The sequence below is a fragment of the Pseudomonas sp. NPDC088414 genome (genome assembly GCF_044753325.1).
Classification (GTDB): domain Bacteria; phylum Pseudomonadota; class Gammaproteobacteria; order Pseudomonadales; family Pseudomonadaceae; genus Aquipseudomonas.
On record NZ_JBIVMY010000002.1, the window covers coordinates 18,317 to 42,330 of the forward strand.

At 64.2% G+C, this 24,014-nt stretch carries 2 protein-coding genes (1 of these 2 cut by a window edge); both read left to right on the forward strand.

Translation table 11 applies throughout. The features are described from left to right. Nucleotides 1–12,321, forward strand: a complete 12,321-nt coding sequence (locus ACIP8I_RS03110) for a non-ribosomal peptide synthase/polyketide synthase (RefSeq protein ID WP_400758599.1) — start codon at nt 1–3, stop codon at nt 12,319–12,321. Beyond that, nucleotides 12,321–24,014, forward strand: the 5' portion of a protein-coding gene (locus tag ACIP8I_RS03115) for a non-ribosomal peptide synthase/polyketide synthase (RefSeq protein ID WP_400758601.1). Its footprint extends 3,303 nt past the window's final position; only the first 11,694 of its 14,997 coding nucleotides appear in the window; the start codon lies at nt 12,321–12,323; its stop codon lies beyond the right edge, outside the window. Before ACIP8I_RS03110 ends, ACIP8I_RS03115 begins: the two co-directional genes overlap by 1 nt.

Here is a 24,014-nt window from a genome sequence, read left to right on the forward strand (position 1 = left end):
ATGAATGCTGAAGACTCCTTGAAACTTGCTCGCCGGTTTATCGGGTTGCCCCTGGAAAAGCGCCAGATGTTCCTCGCGGCCCTGCACAAGGAGGGCGTGGATTTCGCGCGGTTCCCGATACCGGCCGGCATCGCAGCCGAGGATCGTCAGGCGCTGTCTTACGCGCAGCGCCGCATGTGGTTCCTGTGGCAACTCGACCCGCAGAGCGGCGCCTACAACCTGCCCGGTGCGGTGCGGCTCAACGGTCGACTGAACCTGGCGGCGCTGGAGCAAGCTTTCGCCAGCCTCGTGGAGCGCCACGAAACCCTGCGTACGGTGTTCCAGCGCCAGGCCGATGACAGCCTCCTGCAAGTGCCGGCCACCGCGCCGCTGCTGATTACCCGGGAAGACTTTAGCGCACTGCCGGCCAGTGAGCGCGAGCAGGCGGTGATCCGCGCCGCCGAACAGCAGTCGGTGTTGCCATTCGATCTGGCGGTCGGCCCGTTGCTGCGGGTGACCTTGCTCAAGCTTGCCGAGCAGGAACACGTGCTGCTGCTGACCCTGCACCACATCGTGTCCGATGGCTGGTCGATGAACGTGTTGATCGACGAATTCATCCGTTGCTACGACGCGTTCGACGCCGGTCAGACGCCGCAATTGCCGCCATTGCCGATCCAGTACAGCGACTATGCGCTGTGGCAGCGCCGCTGGCTGGAGGCCGGTGAGCAGGCGCGCCAACTCGACTATTGGCAGGCGCAACTGGGCGACGAACACCCGGTGCTGGAGCTGCCACTGGACCATTCGCGCCCGGCAATGCCGAGCTATCGCGGCACCCGCTATGAATTCGCAGTCGACGGCCAACTCGCCGAACAACTGCGCAGCACTGCGCAACAGCATCAGGTCACTGTGTTCATGTTCTTGCTCGGCGCCTTCAATGCGCTGCTGCACCGTTATACCGGGCAGACCGACCTGCGCGTCGGTGTGCCGATCGCCAACCGCAATCGCGGCGAGATCGAAGGCCTGATCGGCTTCTTCGTCAACACTCAGGTGCTGCGCACGCAACTGCACGGTCAGACCCGGGTCGACGAACTGTTGCGGGCGGTCAAGGAAACCGCGCTGGGTGCCCAGGCGCATCAGGATCTGCCGTTCGAGCAACTGGTCGAAGCGCTGAAGCTGGAACGCAGCCTCAGCCACACGCCACTGTTCCAGGTGATGTACAACCATCAGCCGCACGTCGCCGATATCGCCACCATTAGCACCGCATCCGGCCTGCAACTCGACAGCCTCGACTGGCAGAGCCGCACCACCCAGTTCGACCTGACGCTGGACACCTGGGAGAAGGGCGGCAAGCTCCACGCCGCACTGACCTACGCCAGCGACCTGTTCGATGCACCGACCATCGAACGCATGGCGCGGCACTGGCTGCGCTTGTTGACGGCGATGGTCGCCGATCCGTCGCAGCGCATCGGTGAGTTGCCGCTGCTGGAGGCTGACGAGCAGCGCACCCTGGTGCACGACTGGAACAACGTCCACGCTCAGTACCCGAGCGACACGCCGATTCACCAGTTGATCGAAGCGCAGGTCGCGCGTACGCCGCAGGCACCGGCACTGGTGTTCGGCGAACAGACGCTGAGCTACGCCGAGCTGGATGCGCGGGCCAATCGCCTGGCGCATCTGCTGCGCGAACAGGGGGTGCAGGCGGACAGTCTGGTTGGCGTTTGCGCCCTGCGTTCGGTGGAAATGGTCGTCGCGCTGCTGGCGATTCTCAAGGCCGGCGGCGCCTACGTGCCGCTGGATCCGGAGTATCCGCAGGAGCGTCTGGCCTACATGATCGAGGACAGCGGCATCACCTTGCTGTTGACGCAACAGGCGCTGCTGGCAGCGCTGCCGACTGATGGCGTGAAACTCATCACCCTGGATCAGCCGGGGCTGCTCGACCGTTACAGCGATAGCCGTCCGGAGGTCAGCGTCGATCCGCTGAACCTGGCCTACGTGATTTACACCTCGGGCTCCACCGGCAAACCGAAGGGCGCCGGCAACAGCCACGCGGCGCTGGTCAACCGTTTGTGCTGGATGCAGGAAGCCTATGCGCTGGACGCCAGTGATTCGGTGCTGCAGAAAACCCCGTTCAGTTTCGACGTGTCGGTGTGGGAGTTCTTCTGGCCGCTGCTGACCGGCGCGCGGCTGGTGGTGGCCGCGCCGGGCGCGCACCGTGATCCGCTGCAACTGATCGATAGCATCAACCGCCACCGCATCAGCACGCTGCACTTTGTGCCGTCGATGTTGCAGGCGTTCATCCACGAGACCGGCGTGGAAAGCTGCAGCGGTCTCAAGCGGATTGTCTGCAGCGGTGAAGCGTTGCCGCTGGATGCGCAGCTGCAAGTCTTCGCTAAACTGCCGAACGCCAGCCTCTACAACTTGTACGGCCCGACCGAAGCGGCCATCGACGTCACCCACTGGACCTGTGTCGATGAAGGCGCGGACAGCGTGCCGATCGGCCGGCCGATCGCCAACCTGCGCACCCATGTCCTCGATGCCGAATTGCTGCCGGTGCCGAGCGGTGTCGCCGGTGAACTGTATCTGGGCGGCGCCGGGCTGGCGCGCAGTTATCACCAGCGGCCAGCGCTGACGGCCGAACGTTTTGTGCCGTGCCCGTTCCATGACGGCGTGCGCCTGTACCGCACCGGCGACCGTGTGCGGCAGCGTGCCGACGGCGTGATCGAATACCTCGGCCGTCTCGACCACCAGGTTAAGTTGCGCGGTTTGCGCATCGAACTGGGCGAAATCGAAACCCGCCTGATGCAGCACTCGCTGGTGCGTGAGGCGGTGGTGCTGGTGCAGGGCGGCAAGCATCTGGTGGCTTATCTGGTCCTGGAGAACCCGCAGGCAGACGAGCAGTGGCAGCAAGAGGTCAAGGCGTGGCTGCTCGGCAGTCTGCCGGAGTTCATGGTGCCGACCTACCTGATCACCCTCGACAAATTGCCGGTCACCGCCAACGGCAAGCTCGACCGCAAGGCCTTGCCACAACCGGATGCCGCGCCACAACAGGCATTCGTGGCGCCACAGGACGCCATGCAGAAAGCCCTCGCGGCGATCTGGGAAGCTGTGCTCGGCCTCGACCGCGTCGGCCTCGAAGACAACTTCTTCGAGCTGGGCGGCGATTCGATCATCTCGATTCAAGTGGTCAGCCGTGCGCGGCAGGCCGGGATCCGTATCAGTCCGCGTGACCTGTTCCAGTACCAGACCGTGCGCAGTCTGGCGCTGGTCGCGAGCCACGATCATCTGTCCTCGGTGGATCAGGGACCGGTGACCGGTGACGCCGTGCTCGGGCCGATCCAGCAGGATTTCTTCAGCCGGGCGATGCCGGTGCGCGAGCACTGGAACCAGTCGTTGCTGTTGACCCCGCGTGAGGCATTGAACGCGCAATGGCTCGATGCGGCGCTGACCCACCTGACCAATCACCACGACGCCTTGCGCCTGCGTTTTGTCGAAGGTAGCGAAGGCTGGCAACAAAGCCACGGCCCGCTGCTGGCCGGCGCTGAGCTGTGGCAACGCGATGCCGAATCTGCCGAACAGTTGCAGGCGCTGTGCAACGAAGCGCAGCGCAGCCTCGACCTGCAAAACGGCCCGCTGTTGCGCGCGTTGCTGGTGACCATGGCCGATGGCTCGCAACGACTGGCACTGATCATCCATCACCTGGCGGTCGATGGCGTTTCCTGGCGGGTGCTGCTGGAAGATCTGCAGCAGGCTTACGAGCAGCTCGCGGCGGGTGGCGGCATTCAGTTGCCGGCCAAGACCAGCGCGTTCCAGAGCTGGACGGCGCGTCTGGCGCAGGAAGCGTCGCGCTTCGATGAGCAATTGAGCTATTGGAAAGCCCAGCATCAGGGCGCCGAGGATCTGCCGTGCGACCGCCCGGATGGCAGCCTGCACAACCTGCATGGCGAGAAAATCGAATGGCGCCTCGACGCCGAGCGCACCCGCCAGTTGCTGCAACAGGCGCCCGCCGCCTATAGCACCCAGGTCAACGATCTGTTGCTCACCGCCCTGGCGCGCACCATCAGCCGCTGGAGCCAGCAGCCGGGGACGTTGATCGAACTGGAAGGCCACGGCCGCGAAGACCTGTTCGATGGCGTCGACCTGACCCGCACCGTGGGCTGGTTCACCAGCCTGTTCGCGGTCAACCTGACCGCCAGCGCTGATCTCGACGGCTCGATCAAGGCGATCAAGGAGCAACTGCGCGCGGTGCCGGACAAAGGTCTGGGTTACGGCGTGCTGCGCCATCTGGCCGCGCCGTCGGTGCGCGCCGAACTGGCCGCGTTGCCGCAACCGCGCATCACCTTCAACTACCTGGGCCAGTTCGACCGTCAGTTCGACGAGGCGGCGCTGTTCGTGCCGTCGGTTGAAACCAGCGGCGTGGCGCAGGATCCGTCGGCGCCTCTGGGCAACTGGCTGACCGTGGAAGGTCAGGTGTATGGCGGCGAACTGTCGATGAGCTGGGGCTTCAGCCGCGAGATGTTCGACAGCGCCACGGTGCAGCACCTGGTCGATCAATATGCCATCGAGTTGCAGGCGCTGATCGAACATTGCTGCACACTACCCATTGCGCAAGCGACGCCGTCGGACTTCCCGCTGGCTCGGGTGACCCAGGCGCAACTGGATGCGCTGCCGGTGCCGACCGGTCAGCTCGACGATGTCTATCCGCTGTCGCCGATGCAGCAGGGTTTGCTGTTCCATACCCTCTACGAGCAAGCGGCGGGTGAGTACATCAACCAGTTGCGCGTGGATGTGCAAGGTCTTGACCCTGAGCGGTTCCGCGCCGCGTGGCAGGCCACCGTCGATGCGCAGGACATTCTGCGCAGCGGTTTCGTCTGGCAGGGCGAACTGGCGCAACCGCTGCAGATCGTCCATAAGCAGGTGCAGTTGCCGTTCAGCATTCTCGACTGGCGTCAGCGCGACGATCAGCCGGCAGCGCTCGCGGCGCTGGCCGATGCCGAGCGTCAGCAAGGATTCGATCTGAGCCATGCACCGTTGCTGCGTCTGGTGCTGGTGCAGACCGCTGCCGAGCAATGGCACCTGATCTACACCCATCACCACATCCTCATGGACGGCTGGAGCAACTCGCAGTTGCTCGGCGAAGTGTTGCAGCGCTACAGCGGTCGCACCCCGGCCCATGGCGGCGGGCGGTATCGCGATTACATCGCTTGGCTGCAGCGTCAGGACGCGCAACTCAGTCAGGACTTCTGGAACGCTCAGTTGGCCACGCTGCAAGAGCCGACCCGACTGGCCCGCGCCGCCACCGGCGGCGAGCGCGACAGTGGCCACGGCGACCATTACCTGACGCTGGACGTGCCGCGCACTCAGGCGCTGGAAGCGTTTGCCCGCCAGCAGAAAGTCACCGTCAACACCCTCGTGCAAGCCGCGTGGCTGCTGTTGCTGCAGCGCTACACCGGTCACGAAGCGGTGGCGTTCGGTGCGACCGTGGCCGGGCGGCCGGCGGATTTGCCGGGCATCGAGCAGCAGGTCGGCCTGTTCATCAACACCTTGCCGGTGATCGGCGCGCCGCGTCCGGATCAAAGCGTTGGCCAGTGGCTGCAAGCGGTGCAGGCGCAAAACCTCAGCCTGCGCGACTTCGAACACACGCCGCTGGCGGACATCCAGCGCTGGGCCGGGCAGGGCGGTGAAGCGCTGTTCGACAACATTCTGGTGTTCGAAAACTACCCGGTCGCCCAGGCGCTGAGCCAGGCCGGGCAGGGCCTGCAGTTCGGTGATGTCGGCAACCTCGAACAGACCCACTACGCCCTGAGCGTGGCGGTCACCCTCGGTCAGCAACTGGCGCTGCACTACAGTTTCGACCGCAGCCAGTTTGCCGGTGAGGTGATCGAAGGCATCAGTGCTCACCTGCTGCAATTGCTCGAGCAGTTTGCGCTGTCGGCCGAGCGCAACCTTGGCGAAATCGCTCTGGCCAGCGCTGACGAGCATGCCCGCCAGCAAGCCGAAAACCAGCCGCAGCCGTACCCGCTGGACATCGCGGTGCATCAGCGCATTGCCGCGCTGGCGGCCGAGCGTCCGCAGCGCACCGCAGTGATCTTCAACGGTCAGCACTTCAGTTATGGCGAAATCGAGCAGCGTGCCAATCAACTGGCCCACGCGCTGATCGCCCGTGGTGTCGGCGCCGAGACTCGGGTCGGCGTCGCCCTGCCGCGCAGCGAGGCGGTGATCGTCGCGCTGCTGGCGGTGCTCAAGGCCGGCGGTGCCTATGTGCCGCTGGACACCAGTTACCCGCGTGAGCGCCTGGCTTATCTGATCGAGGATTCAGGTCTGGCGCTGCTGATCAGTGATTCGTCGGTGTCGGCGCAATTGCCGGTCGACGAGTCGGTGCCGTTGCTGGAACTGGATCGTCTCGACCTGCGCGAATTGCCGAGCACGGCGCCACAGGTGCCAGTCGATCCGCACAACCTCGCGTACGTGATCTACACCTCCGGTTCCACCGGCAATCCGAAAGGCGTCAGCGTTGCCCATGGGCCACTGGCGATGCATTGCCAGGCCATCGGTCAGCGCTATGAAATGCGCGACAGCGACTGCGAATTCCACTTCATGTCGTTCGCCTTCGACGGCGCCCACGAACGCTGGCTGACCAGCCTGACCCACGGTGCTTCGCTGCTGATTCGCGACGACACGCTGTGGACGCCGGAGCAGACCTACAACGCGATGATCGAACACGGCGTGAGCGTGGTCGCGTTCCCGCCGGTGTACCTGCAACAACTGGCCGAACACGCCGAGCGTGTCGGCAACCCGCCGAAGGTGCGGATCTATTGCTTCGGCGGCGATGCGGTGCCGAACGCCAGTTTCGAACGGGTCAAACGCGCGCTCGATCCGGACTACATCATCAACGGCTACGGCCCGACCGAAACCGTGGTCACGCCGTTGATCTGGAAGGCTGGCCGTGAAGAGCCGTGCGGCGCTGCTTACGCGCCGATCGGCAGCCGGATCGGCGACCGCAGCGCCTATGTGCTCGACGCCGATCTGAACCTGTTGCCGCAAGGCATGGCCGGTGAGTTGTACCTCGGTGGCACCGGGTTGGCGCGGGGTTATCTGAACCGTCCGGGGCTGACCGCCGAGCGTTTTGTCGCCGACCCGTTCAGCGCAAATGGCGGCTTGCTCTATCGCACTGGCGACCTGGTGCGCCAGCGTGTCGACGGTACCTTTGACTATCTGGATCGCATCGACAATCAGGTGAAGATTCGCGGGTTCCGTATCGAACTGGGCGAAGTCGAAGCGGCGCTGCAAGCCCTCGACGGCGTGCGCGAAGCGGTGGTCGTGGCGCAGGAAGGCAGCGCCGGCAGTGGCAAGCGTCTGGTGGCCTACGTGGTCGGTGATTCAGCGAGTGCCGAGTTCACCGACCACCTGCGCGCGCAGCTCAAGGCCAGCCTGCCGGCGCACATGGTGCCGGCGTATGTCCTGCGTCTTGAGCGCATGCCGCTGACGCCGAACGGCAAGCTCGATCGCAAGAACCTGCCGAAGCCGGATGTCAGCCAACTGCAGCAAACCTATGTCGCCCCACAGAGCGCGCTGGAGCAGCAACTGGCGGCGATCTGGCAAGACGTGCTCAAGCTTGAGCAAGTGGGTGTCAGCGACAACTTCTTCGAACTGGGCGGCGATTCGATCATCTCGATTCAAGTGGTCAGCCGGGCGCGGCAGGCCGGGATTCGCTTCAGCCCCAAAGACCTGTTCCAGCACCAGACCATTCAGGCCCTCGCTACAGTCGCGCAGACCGGCGAGGCGGTGCAACCCATCGATCAGCACGCGCAAACCGGCGAAACCGCGCTGCTGCCGATTCATCAGGCATTCTTTGCCGAAGCGATTCCCGACCGTCACCACTGGAACCAGTCGGTGATGCTCAAGCCGACACAGGCGCTGGACCCTCAGGTACTGGAGCAAGCGCTGGATGCGTTGGTGGTTCAGCACGACAGTTTGCGTCTGGACTTTGTCGAGCAGGCTGCGGGTTGGTCGGCGCATTACCGCGACGTCGCCACGCAAGCGGGGGAAACCATTCTCTGGCAAGTCGAGGTTGCTGATCTCGCCGCCCTTGAGGCGCTGGGCAACAAGGCCCAGCGCAGCCTGCAACTGAGCGGCGGTTCGCTGATCCGCGCGGTGCTGGCGAACCTGGCTGATGGCAGTCAGCGCCTGCTGCTGATCGTTCATCACCTGGTGGTCGATGGCGTGTCGTGGCGGATTCTGTTCGAAGATCTGCAAAACGCCTATCGCCAGCTCCGCGCAGGTAAGCCCGTGCAATTGCCGGCGAAAACCAGTGCGCTCAAAGCCTGGGCGGCGGCGTTGCAGGACTACGCCAAAACCCCGGCGTTACAGGCCGAACTGGGCTTCTGGCAGCAGCAGTTGCAGGGCGCTTCGGCGGCTTTGCCTTACGACCATCCGAACGGTGGGCAGCAACACGATCAGGCGCTGACCCTGCGCAGCAAACTCGATCAGACCCTGACCCGTCAGTTGTTGCAGGAAGCCCCGGCGGCCTATCGCACCCAAGTCAACGACCTGTTGCTGACCGCGCTGGCGCGGGTGCTGGTGCGCTGGACCGGTGACGACAATGCGTTGGTGTTGCTTGAGGGCCATGGTCGCGAAGACCTGTTCGAACACATCGATCTGACCCGTACAGTGGGCTGGTTCACCAGCGTATTCCCGGCACGCCTGGCACCGGCCGCCGAACTCGGCACCTCGCTCAAGCAGATCAAGGAACAGCTGCGGGCGATCCCCCACAAAGGCATCGGCTTCGGCGCACTCGCGCACCTCGGTGATGAGTCGGCGCGTGCCACCCTGCAAGCCTTGCCGGCGCCGCGCCTGACCTTCAACTATCTTGGCCAGTTCGATGGCAGCTTCGATGCCGCCAGCGATGCTCTGTTCGTGCCGACCAGCGAGTCCGGCGGCGCAGAGGTCAATCTGCAAGGGCCACTGGGCAATCCGCTGGCGCTTAACAGCAAGGTGTTCGGCGGTGAGCTGGACCTGAGCTGGACCTACAGCGGCGCGATGTTCGACACAGCCACCATTCAGCGTCTGGCCGACGACTATGTGCAGGAACTGACCGCGCTGATCGGCCACTGCTGCGACAGTGCCAACCGTGGTGTGACGCCGTCGGACTTCCCGCTGGCGCAACTGTCGCAAGCGCAACTCGACGCACTGGTGCTGGAGCCGCAAGGCATCGACGACATCTATCCGCTGTCGCCGATGCAGCAGGGCATGCTGTTCCACACCTTGCTCGAACACGGCAATGGCGACTACATCAACCAGATGCGCCTGGACGTCGACGGTGTCAATCCGCAACGCTTCCGCGCAGCGTGGCAGGCGGCGGTGGATGCCCACGACATCCTGCGCAGCGGTTTCTTCTGGCAAGGCGACCTGCCGCAACCGGTGCAAGTGGTACAGCGTCAGGTCGAGGTGCCGTTCAGCGTGCTCGACTGGCACGGCAGAACTGATCTGGAGGCGGCGCTGCAAACCCTCGCCGATGAGGAGCGCGCACTGGGCCTGGACCTGGGCTGTGCACCGCTGATGCGTCTGGTGCTGGTGCGCACCGCAGCCGAGCGTTATCACCTGATCTACACCAACCATCACATCCTGATGGACGGCTGGAGCAGCGCGCAGTTGCTCGGCGAAGTGTTGCAGCACTACAGCGGCGAAGCGGTCGCCCGTGGCGCGGGTCGCTACCGCGATTACATCGCCTGGCTGCAACGTCAGGATGGCGCGGCGGCTGAAGCCTACTGGTTGGCGACGCTGGGCGATCTGCAGGAACCGACGCGCCTGGCCAATGCCATCGCGCGGCCGCAGGCCGGTTTGCCGAGCGTGGGTTACGGCGATCATTACCAGGTGCTGGACGCTGAGCTGAGCCAGCGCCTGGGCGAGTTTGCCCGGGCCGCGAAAGTCACCGTCAACACCGTGGTGCAAGCGGCGTGGCTGCTGCTGTTGCAGCGCTACACCGGTAAGGATTGCGTGGCGTTCGGCGCCACCGTCGCCGGGCGTCCGGCGGATCTGCCGGGTGCCGAAGCGCAGATCGGTCTGTTCATCAACACGCTGCCGGTGATCGCCGCACCGCCCGCGCAGCAGAGCGTGATCGCCTGGCTGCAAGCGGTGCAGGCGCAGAACCTCGCCTCGCGCGAATTCGAACACACGCCGCTGGCGGACATTCAGCGCTGGGCCGGGCAGGGCGGTGACGCCTTGTTCGACAGCCTGATGGTGTTCGAGAACTACCCGATTGGCGAAGCACTGGAGCGTGGCGCGCCGCAAGGTCTGCACTTCGGCGCGGTGGCCAATCAGGAGCAAACCAACTATCCGCTGACCCTGTTGGTGAGCATGGGCGCGCAACTGTCGGTGCATTTCAGCTATCAGCGCGACAGCTTCGCGGCGGCCAGCGTGGCGCAGTTGGGCGCGCATCTGCAGCGTCTGCTGAGCCAGATGGCGGATGCCGGTGAGCGTTCGCTCAGCGAACTGAACCTGATCGAACACAGCCCGCAGGTGAACAGCGATTTCGCCACCGAGTTGTGCATCCATCAAGCCATCGCCCATCAAGTGGCGGCGACCCCGGATGCCTTGGCGGTGACCTTCGCCCATACGCAGCTGACTTACGCCGAACTGGACGCGCAGGCCAATCGTCTGGCGCACAAACTGATCGAGCTGGGTGTCGGCCCGGAAGTGCGCGTGGGCGTAGCGATGCCGCGTTCCGAGCAATTGCTGATTGCTTTGCTTGCGGTGCTCAAGGCCGGTGGAGCGTATGTGCCGCTGGACCCGGATTACCCGGCCGATCGCGTGGCCTACATGCTGGAAGACAGCCGGGCGCGGGTGTTGCTCACCGAGCAGGCCGTTGCCGCGACCCTGAGCGTGCCGGGCAATACCCAAGTGCTGCTGATGGATCAGGTTTCGCTAAGCGGCTATTCGACTGTTGCACCACAGACAGCGGTGCAACCCGACAACCTCGCCTACGTGATCTACACCTCCGGTTCCACCGGCAAACCGAAAGGCGTGGCGATTGCCCATCGCAACGTCATGGCGCTGATCGACTGGTCGGCCAAGGTCTACCTCCGCGACGACATTCAAGGCGTGCTGGCCTCGACGTCGGTGTGCTTCGACCTGTCGGTGTGGGAGCTGTTTGTCACGTTGGCCAACGGCGGCTCGCTGATCATCGCGCGTAATGCCTTGGAGCTGGCGCAACTGCCGGCCCGCGATCAGGTGCGTCTGATCAACACTGTGCCGTCGGCGATTGCTGCGCTACAGCGTGCCGGGCAGATTCCGTCGAGCGTGCGCATCATCAACCTCGCTGGCGAGCCGCTTAAGCAAGCGCTGGTGGATACGCTGTATCAGCAGTCGACGGTCGAGCATGTTTACGACCTGTACGGCCCATCGGAAGACACCACCTATTCGACCTGGACCCGCCGCAGTGCCGGTGGTCAGGCGCGGATCGGGCGCGCGCTCGAGCACAGCGCCAGCCATCTGCTCGACGCCGATCTGCACGCGGTGCCGCAAGGCGTTTCGGCCGAGTTGTACCTGTCCGGCGCCGGCATCACGCGCGGTTATCTGGGGCGTGCGGCGATGACCGCCGAGCGCTTCGTGCCGAATCCTTTCGTCGGCAACGGCCAGCGCATGTACCGCACCGGCGACCTGATTCGTCAGCGCGAGGAGGGCGAGCTGGAGTACATGGGCCGGATCGACCATCAGGTGAAAATTCGTGGATTCCGCATCGAACTGGGGGAGATCGAGGCGCGATTGCTCGCGCAACCGGCAGTCAGCGAAGCGGCGGTGCTGGCCGTCGAAAGCGACAGCGGGGCGCAACTGGTGGCGTATGTGGTCGCTCCGCAACTGGAGATGCACGACGGGGACGCGCAGCGGCAACTGCGCGAGGGACTAAAGACTGGCCTCAAGTCTTCGTTACCTGACTACATGATTCCCGCGCACCTGCTGTTCCTTGAGCAGTTGCCACTGACCCCCAACGGCAAACTCGACCGCAAGGCCCTGCCGGCGGTCGATGCCAGCCAGATGCAGGCCGCGTATGTCGCGCCGCACAGTGAGCTTGAGCAGCAGGTCGCGGCGATCTGGCAGCAAGTGCTCGAAGTGCAACGCATCGGCTTGAACGATCACTTCTTCGAACTCGGCGGGCACTCGCTGCTGGCGGTCAACGTGGTGTCGCGCATGGCCCTTGAACTGGGCCTGACGCTGACCCCGCAACTGTTATTCCAGCACCCCGTCCTGAGCGATTTTGTCGCTCGACTCGATACAGGAGGCGGGGCAATCAACGAACAGAAACTGAGCAAGCTGGAAGCCCTGCTTGACGATATGGAGGAAGTCTGATGGACAAGAGTGTTGCTTTGAGGGTAGCCAAGCGCTTTATCACTCTGCCGCTGGACAAACGTAAGCTGTACCTGGAAAAGATGCTCGAAGAGGGCGTCTCTCCGGCCAACCTGCCGATCCCGGAAACACGTTCCGGGTTTGCGGCGATTCCTCTGTCGTACGCTCAGGAACGGCAACTGTTCCTCTGGCAAATGGATCCGCACAGCACCGCGTATCACATCCCCAGCGCCCTGCGCCTCAAGGGCCGGCTGGATGTGGCGGCGCTGCAACGCAGCTTCAACGCGGTGGCGGCACGCCACGAAAGCCTGCGCACGACTTTCGCCGAACAGGGTGAAAGCTTTTGCCAGGTGATTCATCCGCAACTGCCGCTGAGCATCAGCCTGACGCCATTGCCGGAGGGCATCGACGCCGCCGGGGAAGACGCCGCGATCAAGGCCTTCGTCGAGAACGAAACCGCGCGCCCGTTCAATTTGCAGCAGGGCCCGCTGTTGCGGGTGGCGCTGCTCGAAGTGGCGGAAGACGATCATGTGCTGGTGCTGATCCAGCACCACATCATCGCCGATGGCTGGTCGATCAAAGTCCTGGTCAACGAGCTGATCGAGCATTACGCCGCCGACACCGCCGGGCAGCCGCTGAGCCTGCCGGAACTGGAAGTGCAATACGCCGACTACGCGATCTGGCAGCGCCACTGGCTGGAAGCGGGCGAGCGTGAGCGCCAGCTGGCCTACTGGGTCAAGACCCTGGGCGGCGAGCAGCCGGTGCTGGAACTGCCGATCGATTTCCCGCGTCCGGCCGTGCAAAGCCTGCGCGGTGCGCGGCTGGAGCTGAACCTGCCGGCAGACCTCGGCGACGCCCTCAAACAACTGGCGCAGCGCGAAGGCGCAAGCCTGTTCATGCTGTTGCTGGCGTCGTTCCAGGCGTTGCTGCATCGCTACAGCGGTCAGGCGCAGATTCGCGTCGGGGTGCCGACCGCCAACCGCAACCGCGTCGAGACTGAAGGCCTGATCGGCTTCTTCGTCAACACTCAGGTGCTGAGTGCCGAGGTCAGCGGGCAGCTGCCGTTCAACCAGTTGCTGGCTCAGGTCAAGCAGGCGGCGATGGCTGCGCAGGCGCATCAGGATCTGCCGTTCGAGCAACTGATCGAAGCCCTGCAACCGGAGCGCAGCCTGAGCCACAGCCCGGTGTTCCAGGTGATGTTCAACCACCAGACCAGCCGTGATCAGGGGCGCAACGCGGCGCAGTTGCCGCAGCTGAGTGTCGAGGACGTGCAGTGGGAAGGGCGCACCGCGCAGTTCGACCTGACGCTGAATACCTACGAGTCCAGCGACGGCTTTGCCGCCGAGCTGACCTACGCCACCGATCTGTTCAAAGCTGAAACCGTCGAACGTCTGGCACGTCATTGGCAGAACCTGCTGCGTGGCATCGTCGCCGCGCCGAGCCAGCGCGTCGGCGAATTGCCGTTGCTGGAAAGCACCGAGCACGGCGTGCTGTTGCAGGACTGGTTGCGCAGCGCCGACCGCAGCGCGCAAGCCGAATGCGTGCAGCAGGATTTCTCCCGGCGTGCCCAGCAAACACCGCAGGCCACTGCATTGATCATCGGCGAGCACGTGCTGAGCTACGCCGAGCTGGATGCCCGCTCCAGTCAACTGGCGCACAAGCTGATCGAGGCCGGTGTCGGCCCGGAGCAGCTGGTCGGCATCGCCGTCGAGCGCAGTGTGGAAATGATCGTCGGCCTGCTGGCGATCCTCAAGGCCGGCGGTGCTTATGTGCCGCTGGATCCGGCGTATCCGCAGGATCGTCTGGCCTACATGATCGAGGACAGCGGCCTGCAGTTGCTGCTGACCCAAAGCCATTTGCAGGCACAGCTGCCGATCCCGCCGGGCGTGCAAAGCCTGTTGCTGGATCAGCCAAACGACTGGCTGGCGGCTTATCCACAGACCGCGCCGGACGTGGCAGTCAATGGCGAGAATCTGGCCTATACGATCTACACCTCCGGTTCCACCGGCAAACCGAAAGGCGTGATGGTGCGCCACGCGGCGCTGAGCAACTTCGTCGCGAGCATGATCGAGCAGCCGGGCATCTGTGCCGCCGATCGCATGCTGTCGCTGACCACCTTTTCGTTCGATATTTTCGGCCTGGAAATCTACGGCCCATTGCTGGCCGGCGCCTGTGTGGTGCTGACCGGCAAGGATGTGCATCAAGACCCGCAAGCGGTGCTCGAACTGATCGAGCGTCACGCCGTGACGGCGCTGCAAGCCACGCCCTCGACCTGGCGCATGCTGCTGGACAATGAACAGGCGCCCATCCTGGCGGGCCGCACGTTCCTCTGTGGCGGTGAAGCGCTGTCGCAGGAACTGGCGCAACGCATGCTCGCGCTGACGCCGAGCGTGTGGAACCTCTACGGCCCGACCGAAACCACCATCTGGTCGGCGCAGCACGCCTTGAGTGCGGACAACAGCCGTCCATTCCTCGGCACACCGCTCGACAACACCGCGTTGTACATCCTCGGCAGCGACCTGGAGCTCAATCCGCTCGGCGCTCCGGGGGAATTGCTGATCGGCGGCGACGGCCTGGCTCGTGGTTACTTCCAGCGCCCGAGCCTGACTGCCGAACGCTTTGTGCCGGATCCCTTTTCGACAACCGGCGCGCGTCTGTACCGCACCGGCGACCTGACCCGTTACCGCGCCGAAGGCGTGATCGAGTACATCGGGCGAATCGACCATCAGGTGAAAATCCGTGGTTTCCGGATTGAACTCGGCGAGATCGAAGCGCGTTTGCTCGCCCTCGACAGCGTGCGCGAAACCGTCGTAGTCGCTCAGGACGGCCCGACCGGGCCGCAACTGGTCGGCTACGTGGTGCCAGCCGCCAGCGCTTTTGATGAAGTTGAACTGCGCGCCGCATTGAAAGCCAGCCTCAAGGCCGAGCTGCCGGAATACATGGTGCCGGCGCACCTGTTGTTCCTCGCGCAACTGCCGCTGACGCCGAACGGCAAAGTCGACCGCAAAGCCTTGCCGGCATCCGACGCCAGCCAACTGCAATCGACTTACATCGCCCCGCAAACCGCCACGCAACACAGCGTTGCCGAGATCTGGCAAGCGGTGCTCAAGCTTGATCGCGTGGGCCTGAGCGACAACTTCTTCGAACTGGGCGGCCACTCGTTGCTGGTCACGCAAGTGGTCTCGCGGGTGCGTCAGGCACTGAACGTGCAGGTGCCGCTGCGCACGCTGTTCGAACACAGCACGCTGGAAGACTTTGTCGCCGCGCTGGGTGTCGATCAGGCGCATCGGGAGCCGCCGATTGTTGCCTTGCCACGCCAGCAACCGCTGGCGCTGTCCTATGCCCAAGAGCGTCAATGGTTCCTCTGGCAGCTGGAACCGACCAGCACCGCTTATCACGTGCCGGCGGCGTTGCGTCTGCGCGGTGAGCTGGATCTGCCGGCGTTGCAGCGCAGCTTCGATGCGCTGATCGAGCGCCACGAATCGCTGCGCACCTGCTTCGTCGAACAGCAGGGTCAGACCCTGCAAGTGATCCAGGTTCACGGCACGCTCGATCTGCAGGTGCAGGACGTGGCGGCGGAGCTCGACGAGGCGGCGCTGCAAGCGTTGGTCGCCGCCGAAACCCTGCACCTGTTCAATCTGCAGCAAGGTCCGTTGCTGCGGGTCAAACTGCTGCGTCTGGCCGCCGATGACCACGCGCTGGTCATCACCCTGCATCACATCGTCGCCGACGGCTGGTCGATGAATGTCATGGTCGATGAACTGGTGGCGTTGTATGCCGCCTACAGCCAGGGCAAGAGCGTGCAATTGCCGGCGCTGCCGGTGCAATACGCCGACTACGCCGTGTGGCAGAAACAGTGGATGGACGCCGGTGAACGCGAGCGTCAATTGGCCTACTGGACCGCACAACTCGGCGCTGGCGATCAACCGCTGCTGGAGTTGCCGAGCGATCGTCCGCGTCCAGCCGAGCAGAGCTATCGTGGCGCCCGTCGCGAGATCCCGCTGAGCCTCGAACTGGCCACCGCGCTCAAGCACCTGGCGCAGCGCGAGAACGTCACGCTGTTTGCGCTGTTGCTGGCATCGTTCCAGACCTTGCTGCATCGCTACAGCGGTCAGGCCGATATCCGCGTCGGCGTGCCGGTGGCCAACCGCAACCGGGTCGAGACCGAAGGCCTGATCGGTTTCTTCGTCAACACCCAGGTACTCAAGGCCGAGTTCGACAGTCAGCAGACGTTCCGCAGCCTGCTGCAGCAAGTGAAAAACACCGTGCTGGGTGCGCAAGCGCATCAGGATCTGCCGTTCGAGCAACTGGTCGACGCGCTGCAACCGGAACGCAGCCTCAGCCACAGCCCGCTGTTCCAGGTCATGCACAACCACCAGAGCCAGGTGCGTCAGGCGCAGGGCGCCACGCGTCTGCCAAAACTGGCGATTGAAGGCTTGCCGTGGGCGTCCAGTACCGCGCAGTTCGACCTGACCCTGAACACCTTTGAATCGAGCGACAACGTCTGGGCCGAGCTGACCTATGCCACCGACCTGTTCGACCTCGAAACCATCGAACGCCTGGCGCAACACTGGACCCATCTGCTGCAAGGCATCGTCGCCGACAGCGCTCAGCGCATCGCCGAACTGCCGCTGCATGACGCCGCCGAACGCGCGGCGACCTTGCAGCAGTGGAACCCGGCCATCCGCGATTTCCCGAGCGAGCAGTGCCTGCATCAACGGATCGAACAACAAGCCGCCCGCGCCCCGCAAGCGATTGCCGTGAGCTGTGCCGGGCAGTCCCTGAGCTACGGCGAGCTGAACAGTCGCGCCAACCAGTTGGCCCACAAGCTGATTGCCAGCGGTGTCGGCCCGGACGTGCGCGTCGGTCTGGCGGTGGAGCGCAGCCTCGACATGCTGGTCGGCCTGCTGGCGATTCTCAAGGCCGGCGGCGCCTATGTGCCGCTGGACCCGACGTATCCGGAAGAACGCCTGAGCTACATGATCGGCGACAGCGGCATTGCCTTGCTGCTGACCCAGAGTCATCTGCTGGGGCGTCTGCCGATGCCGGATTCGCTGCGCAGCCTGATGCTCGATCAGGAACGTGACGGTCTGGAAGGCTACAGCGACAGCAATCCGCAGGTGCGCATGAGCCCGGACAACCTGGCTTACGTGATCTACACCTCCGGTTCTACCGGGCAGCCGAAGGGCACGTTGCTGGCCCATCGCAACGTGCTGCGCCTGTTCGAGGCCACTGATGCGTGGTTCGATTTCGGCGCCACGGATGTCTGGAGCCTGTTCCATTCCTACGCGTTCGACTTCTCGGTGTGGGAGATTTTCGGCGCGCTGCTGTACGGCGGCAAACTGCTGGTGGTGCCTTACGAGGTCAGCCGCTCGCCGGAAGATTTCTTCGCCTTGCTTTGCCGCGAAGGCGTCACCGTGCTCAACCAGACGCCGTCGGCGTTCAAGCAATTGATGCAAGTGGCCTGCGCCCCGCAGCATGCGGCGCAAGCACTGGCGCTGCGTTACGTGGTGTTCGGCGGCGAGGCGCTGGAGGTCAAGAGTCTGCGTCCGTGGTTCGAGCGTTTCGGCGATCAGGCACCGCAACTGATCAACATGTACGGCATCACCGAAACCACCGTGCACGTGACCTACCGGCCGATTTCGCTTGCCGACTTGCAGCGTGACGCCAGCAGCCCGATCGGCGAACCGATCCCGGACCTGTCCTGGTACTTGCTCGACGGAGATCTGAACCCGGTCGCCAAAGGCTGCATCGGTGAGTTGTACGTCGGTCGTGCCGGCCTGGCTCGTGGTTATTTGAACCGCGCGGATCTGACCAGCCTGCGCTTTATTCCCGACCCGTTCGCCGCTGATGGCGGGCGTCTGTACCGTACCGGTGACCTGGCGCGCTACCGCGCCGACGGCGTGATCGAATACATCGGCCGGATCGACCATCAGGTGAAGATTCGCGGTTTCCGTATCGAACTCGGCGAGATCGAAGCGCAACTGCTGGAACAGGCTGCGGTGCGCCAGGCCGTGGTGCTGGCGCAGCCGGGCCTCAGCGGTCAGCAACTGGTGGCGTATCTGGTGCCAGGCGACGCCGCGCTGCTCGACGCAAGCCCGGCCGAACAGGCGCTGTGGCGCGACAGCGTGCGCGCCGAACTCAAGGCCAATCTGCCGGATCACATGGTTCCGGCGCACCTGTTGCTGCTGGCGCAATTGCCGTTGACCGCCAACGGCAAACTCAATCGCAACGCCTTGCCGTCACCCGACGCCAGCCAGGCGCAGCAGACCTATCAGGCGCCGCAAAGCGCGATGGAGCAGGGTCTGGCCGCGATCTGGCAGGACGTGTTGAAGCTGCCGCAAGTCGGCATCAACGACAACTTCTTCGAATTGGGCGGCGACTCGATCATCTCGATCCAAGTGGTCAGCCGCGCCCGTCAGGCCGGCATCCGCCTCAATCCCAAAGACCTGTTCCAGCACCAGACCGTACAGCGTCTGGCACTGGTCGCGCAGTGGGGTGGTGACGAATCGACGATTGATCAGCAAGCCGCGAGCGGTGCAGCGTTGCTGCTGCCGATCCAGCAGCAGTTCTTCGCCGACGAAATTCCGCAGCGTCATCACTGGAACCAGTCTGTGCTGCTGCAACCGCGGCAGGCGCTGGACGCGGAAAAAGTCGAGCAAGTGTTGCGCGCACTGGTGGCTCATCACGATGCCTTGCGCCTGAGCTTCACTCAGCACGATGGCGTGTGGCAGGCCGAGCACCGCGCGGTCGAAGCGCTGCCGCAGAACCTGCTCTGGCAGGAGGACGTGGCCGATGCCGCCGCCCTTGAAGCCTTGGGTAACCGCGCCCAGCGCAGCCTCGATCTGCAACACGGGCCGTTGCTGCGTGCGGTGCTGGCAACTCTGGCCGATGGCACACAGCGTCTGCAGTTGGTGATTCATCACCTGGCGGTGGACGGCGTCTCGTGGCGGATTCTGCTGGAAGACCTGCAAAACGCTTATCAGCAACTGCTTGATGATCAGCCGTTGAGCCTGCCGTCCCGGACCAGTGCCTTCAAGGACTGGGGTGAGCACTTGCAGCGTTACGCTAACAGCCCGGCGTTGCAGGCCGAACTGGCTTGGTGGCAGGCCTGCCTGAGCGATGTGAGTACCGATCTGCCGTGCAAACGCGTTGACGCCAGCCAGGACAATCGTCTGGCCCAGACCGTACAAACCCGGCTCGGTGCCGAGCTGACCCGCCAACTGCTGCAAGAGGCCCCGGCGGCGTACCGCACCCAGGTCAACGATCTGTTATTGACGGCATTGGCGCGGGTCATTGGTCGCTGGAGCGGGCAGGCGTCGACGCTGATCCAGCTCGAAGGCCATGGTCGCGAAGAACTGTTCGACGGCGTCGATCTGACCCGCACGGTGGGCTGGTTCACCAGCCTGTTCCCGGTGCGCCTGACGCCAGCAGACTCGCTTGGCGAGTCGATCAAGCAGATCAAGGAACAACTGCGCTCGATCCCCAACAAGGGCATCGGTTTCGGCGCCTTGCGTTACCTCGGTGATGCGCAGGCGCAGCAGAGCCTGCAGGCCTTGCCGAGCCCGCGCATCACCTTCAACTATCTTGGGCAGTTCGACGGCAGTTTCGCCGGCGACGAGGCTGCGCTGTTCGTGCCGTCGCCGGACAACGCCGGCCTCGATCAGAGCCCGGAGGCGCCGCTGGGCAACTGGTTGACTCTCAACGGTCAAGTGTATGGCGGCGAGCTGCGGGTGGGCTGGACGTTCAGCCGCGAGCGTTTCGACAGCGCGGTGATTGAAGCCCTGGCCGCAGTTTACGCCGCAGAACTCGCAGCGTTGATCGGCCATTGCCTGACCCCGGGCGTCGAAGGCCTGACCCCGTCGGACTTCCCGTTGGCCGGCCTGACGCAGGCGCAGCTTGATCAGTTCCCGCTGGCGCCACGCCAGGTCGCCGATGTGTATCCGCTGTCGGCGATGCAGCAGGGCATGTTGTTCCACAGCCTCTACGAGCAGGCCACCGGCGATTACATCAACCAGGTCCGGCTCGATGTCGAAGGCCTCGATCCGCAACGCTTCCAGCAAGCCTGGCAAGCGGCGGTGGACAACCACGACATCCTGCGCAGCAGCTTTGTCTGGCAGGGTGAACTGGTGCGACCGGTGCAGGTGGTGCACAAGCAACTGGACATGCCGTTCCGCGTGCTCGACTGGCGTGATCGCGACGATTGCCAGAACGACCTGAATGCACTGGCCGCCGCCGAACAGGCGCAAGGTTTCGACCTGAGCCAGGGGCCGCTGTTGCGCATGCTCGTGGTGCGTCTGGACGAGCAGCGTTGCCACTTGATCTACACCAACCACCACATCCTGATGGACGGCTGGAGCAACTCGCAGTTGCTCGGCGAAGTCCTGCAGCGCTACAGCGGGGTTGCCCAGCCGCCACTGGCCGGACGTTATCGCGATTACATCGAATGGCTGCAGCGCCAGGACGTGCAGGCCAGCGAGCGTTACTGGACCGCGCAACTGGCTGACCTGCAAGCGCCGACCTTGCTCGCGCAAGCGTTGCAGGCGCAGCGCGGCGATGCACCGCGCGATGGCCATGGTGAACATTTCTGCGTACTCGACGCTGAGCAGACGCGGCGTCTGGGCGAGTTCGCGCGCCAGCAGAAAGTCACCCTCAACACGCTGATTCAGGCGGCATGGTTGCTGCTGTTGCAGCGCCTGACCGGCCAGCCGTGCGTGGCATTCGGCGCCACGGTCGCGGGACGTCCGGCCGAGCTCAAAGGCGTCGAGCAGCAGATCGGCCTGTTCATCAACACCTTGCCGGTCATCGCCAGCCCGCAGTCGCCATCGAGCGTTGGCGAATGGTTGCAGAGCGTGCAGGCGCAGAACCTGGCCTTGCGCGAGCATGAGCACACCCCGCTGTTCGATATTCAGCGCTGGGCGGCACGCAATGGTGAGGCGCTGTTCGACAACATTCTGGTGTTCGAGAACTACCCGGTGTCCGAGGCGCTGGCGCAGGGCGCACCGCAAGAACTGCGCTTCGGTGAAATCCACAATCATGAACAGACCAACTACCCGCTGACGCTGTTGGTGCACCTGAGCGACGAGTTGTCGATGCACTTCAGCTACCAGTGCGAAAGCTTTGCCGCGCACAGCGTGGTGCAACTGGCCGGGTATCTGCAGCGTTTGCTCGGGCAGATGAGCGAGTCGGGGGAGCGTTCGCTCAGTGAACTGAACCTGATCGAGCACAGCCCGCAGGTGAATACCGACTTCTCCACCGATCTGTGCATCCATCAAGCCATCGCCCGTCAAGTGGCGGCGACTCCGGATGCCTTGGCGGTGACCTTCGCCCATACGCAACTGACTTACGCCGAGCTGGACGCGCAGGCCAATCGTCTGGCGCACAAACTGATCGAGCTGGGTGTTGGCCCGGAAGTGCGCGTGGGCGTGGCCATGCCACGTTCCGAGCAGTTGCTGATTGCCTTACTCGCGGTGCTCAAGGCCGGTGGCGCCTATGTGCCGCTGGACCCGGATTACCCGGCCGATCGCGTCGCTTACATGCTGGAAGACAGCCGGGCGCGGGTGTTGCTCACCGAACAGGCGGTTGCGAAAACCCTGAACGTGCCGGGCGATACGCAAGTGCTGCTGTTGGATCAGCTATCGCTGAGCGGCTATCCGAGCAGCGCGCCGCAAACATCGGTCGCTCCGGACAACCTCGCCTACGTGATCTACACCTCCGGCTCCACCGGCAAACCGAAAGGCGTAGCGATTGCCCATCGCAACGTCATGGCGCTGATCGACTGGTCCGCCAGGGTCTACAGCCGCGACGACATTCAAGGCGTACTGGCCTCGACGTCGGTGTGCTTCGACCTGTCGGTGTGGGAGCTATTCGTCACATTGGCCAACGGTGGTTCGCTGATCATCGCCCGTAATGCGCTGGAGCTGGCGCAACTGCCGGCCCGCGATCAGGTACGCCTGATCAACACCGTGCCGTCGGCGATTGCCGCACTGCAGCGTGCCGGGCAGATTCCGCCGAGCGTGCGCATCATCAATCTGGCGGGTGAACCGCTGAAGCAAGCGCTGGTGGAGGCGCTGTATCAGCAATCGACGGTCGAACACGTTTACGACCTGTATGGCCCGTCGGAAGACACCACCTATTCGACCTGGACCCGCCGCAGCGCTGGCGGTCAGGCGCGGATTGGGCGTGCGCTCGATCACAGCGCCAGCCATCTGCTGGATGCCGATCTGCAAGCGGTGCCACAAGGCGTTTCGGCCGAGTTGTACCTGTCCGGCGCCGGCATCACGCGCGGTTATCTGGGGCGTGCGGCGATGACCGCCGAGCGCTTCGTGCCGAATCCTTTCGTCGGCAACGGCGAGCGCATGTACCGCACCGGCGACCTGATTCGTCAGCGCGAGGAGGGCGAGCTGGAGTACATGGGCCGGATCGACCATCAGGTGAAAATTCGCGGCTTGCGTATCGAACTGGGCGAAATCGAAGCGCGTCTGCTGGCGCATGCCGCCGTGCGTGAAGCGGTGGTCGTGGCCAGCGAAGTGTCGGGCAGTCAGCAACTGATTGCTTATCTGGTGCCGAGCGACCCGGCGATCATCGACGCCAGCGCCGAGCAACAGGCCGAACTGCAGCAAACCCTCGGCAACTGGCTAGGTGCGACCCTGCCGGATTACATGGTGCCGAGCCATCGCCTGTGGCTGGCGCAGCTGCCGCTGACTCCCAACGGCAAGATCGATCGCAAGCGCCTGCCAGCACTGGAGCTCAGCGCCGCGCAGTTGCATGTCGAACCGGCGAATGCCACCGAGCAGGCGTTGGTGGAGATCTGGAAGGAGGTGCTGGGCCTTGAGCAGGTCAGCACTAACGACAGTTTCTTTGCCTTGGGCGGCGATTCGATCATCTCGATTCAGGTGGTCAGTCGCGCCCGCCAGCAAGGGCTGGAGCTGAGCCCGAAAGACCTGTTCCAGCAACCGACCATTCAGCAACTGGCCCTGTGCGTGCAGGCTGCCGAAGGGCGTGTGGCGCCGGAGCCGGCGCTGATCGACCTGCCGCTGCACGGCTTGAGCGAGGCGCAAGTCGCGCAACTGCCACTGCCAGCCGGGCAACTCGACGGGCTCTATCGCTTGTCGCCGATGCAGCAGGGCATGCTGTTCCTCGGCCTGAATTCGCCGGAATCGGACCTGTACGTCAACCAGTTGAGCGTTCCGGTGCAGGGCCTTGAGCCGCTGCGCCTGCAAGCCGCGTGGGAAACCGTCAGCCGTCGCCACGACATTCTGCGCACCGGTTTCCTTTGGCAGGACATGGCCGAGCCGCTGCAATTCGTCCTCGCCGATCCGCAGTTGCCGTTCAGTCTGCTCGACTGGCGTGAGCAGGATCATTCGGCCGAAGCCTTGCAAGGTCTGGCGGATGCCGAGCGGGCCAAGGGCTTCGACCTTGACCAGCCACCGCTGCAACGGCTGACGCTGGTGCAAGTCGGCGAGCACAGCTATCAACTGATCTGGACCTACCATCACATTCTGATCGACGGCTGGAGCAGTTCGCAGTTGATCGGTGAGGTGCTGAGCCAGTATTCCGGACGACCACTGGCCGACGCGGTGCCGTACCGTGGTTACATCAACTGGCTGCAACAGCAGGACGCGAACGCCAGCGAAGGTTTCTGGCGTCAGCACCTGAGCTTGCTCGACGAGCCGACCTATCTGGCGGACGCAGTG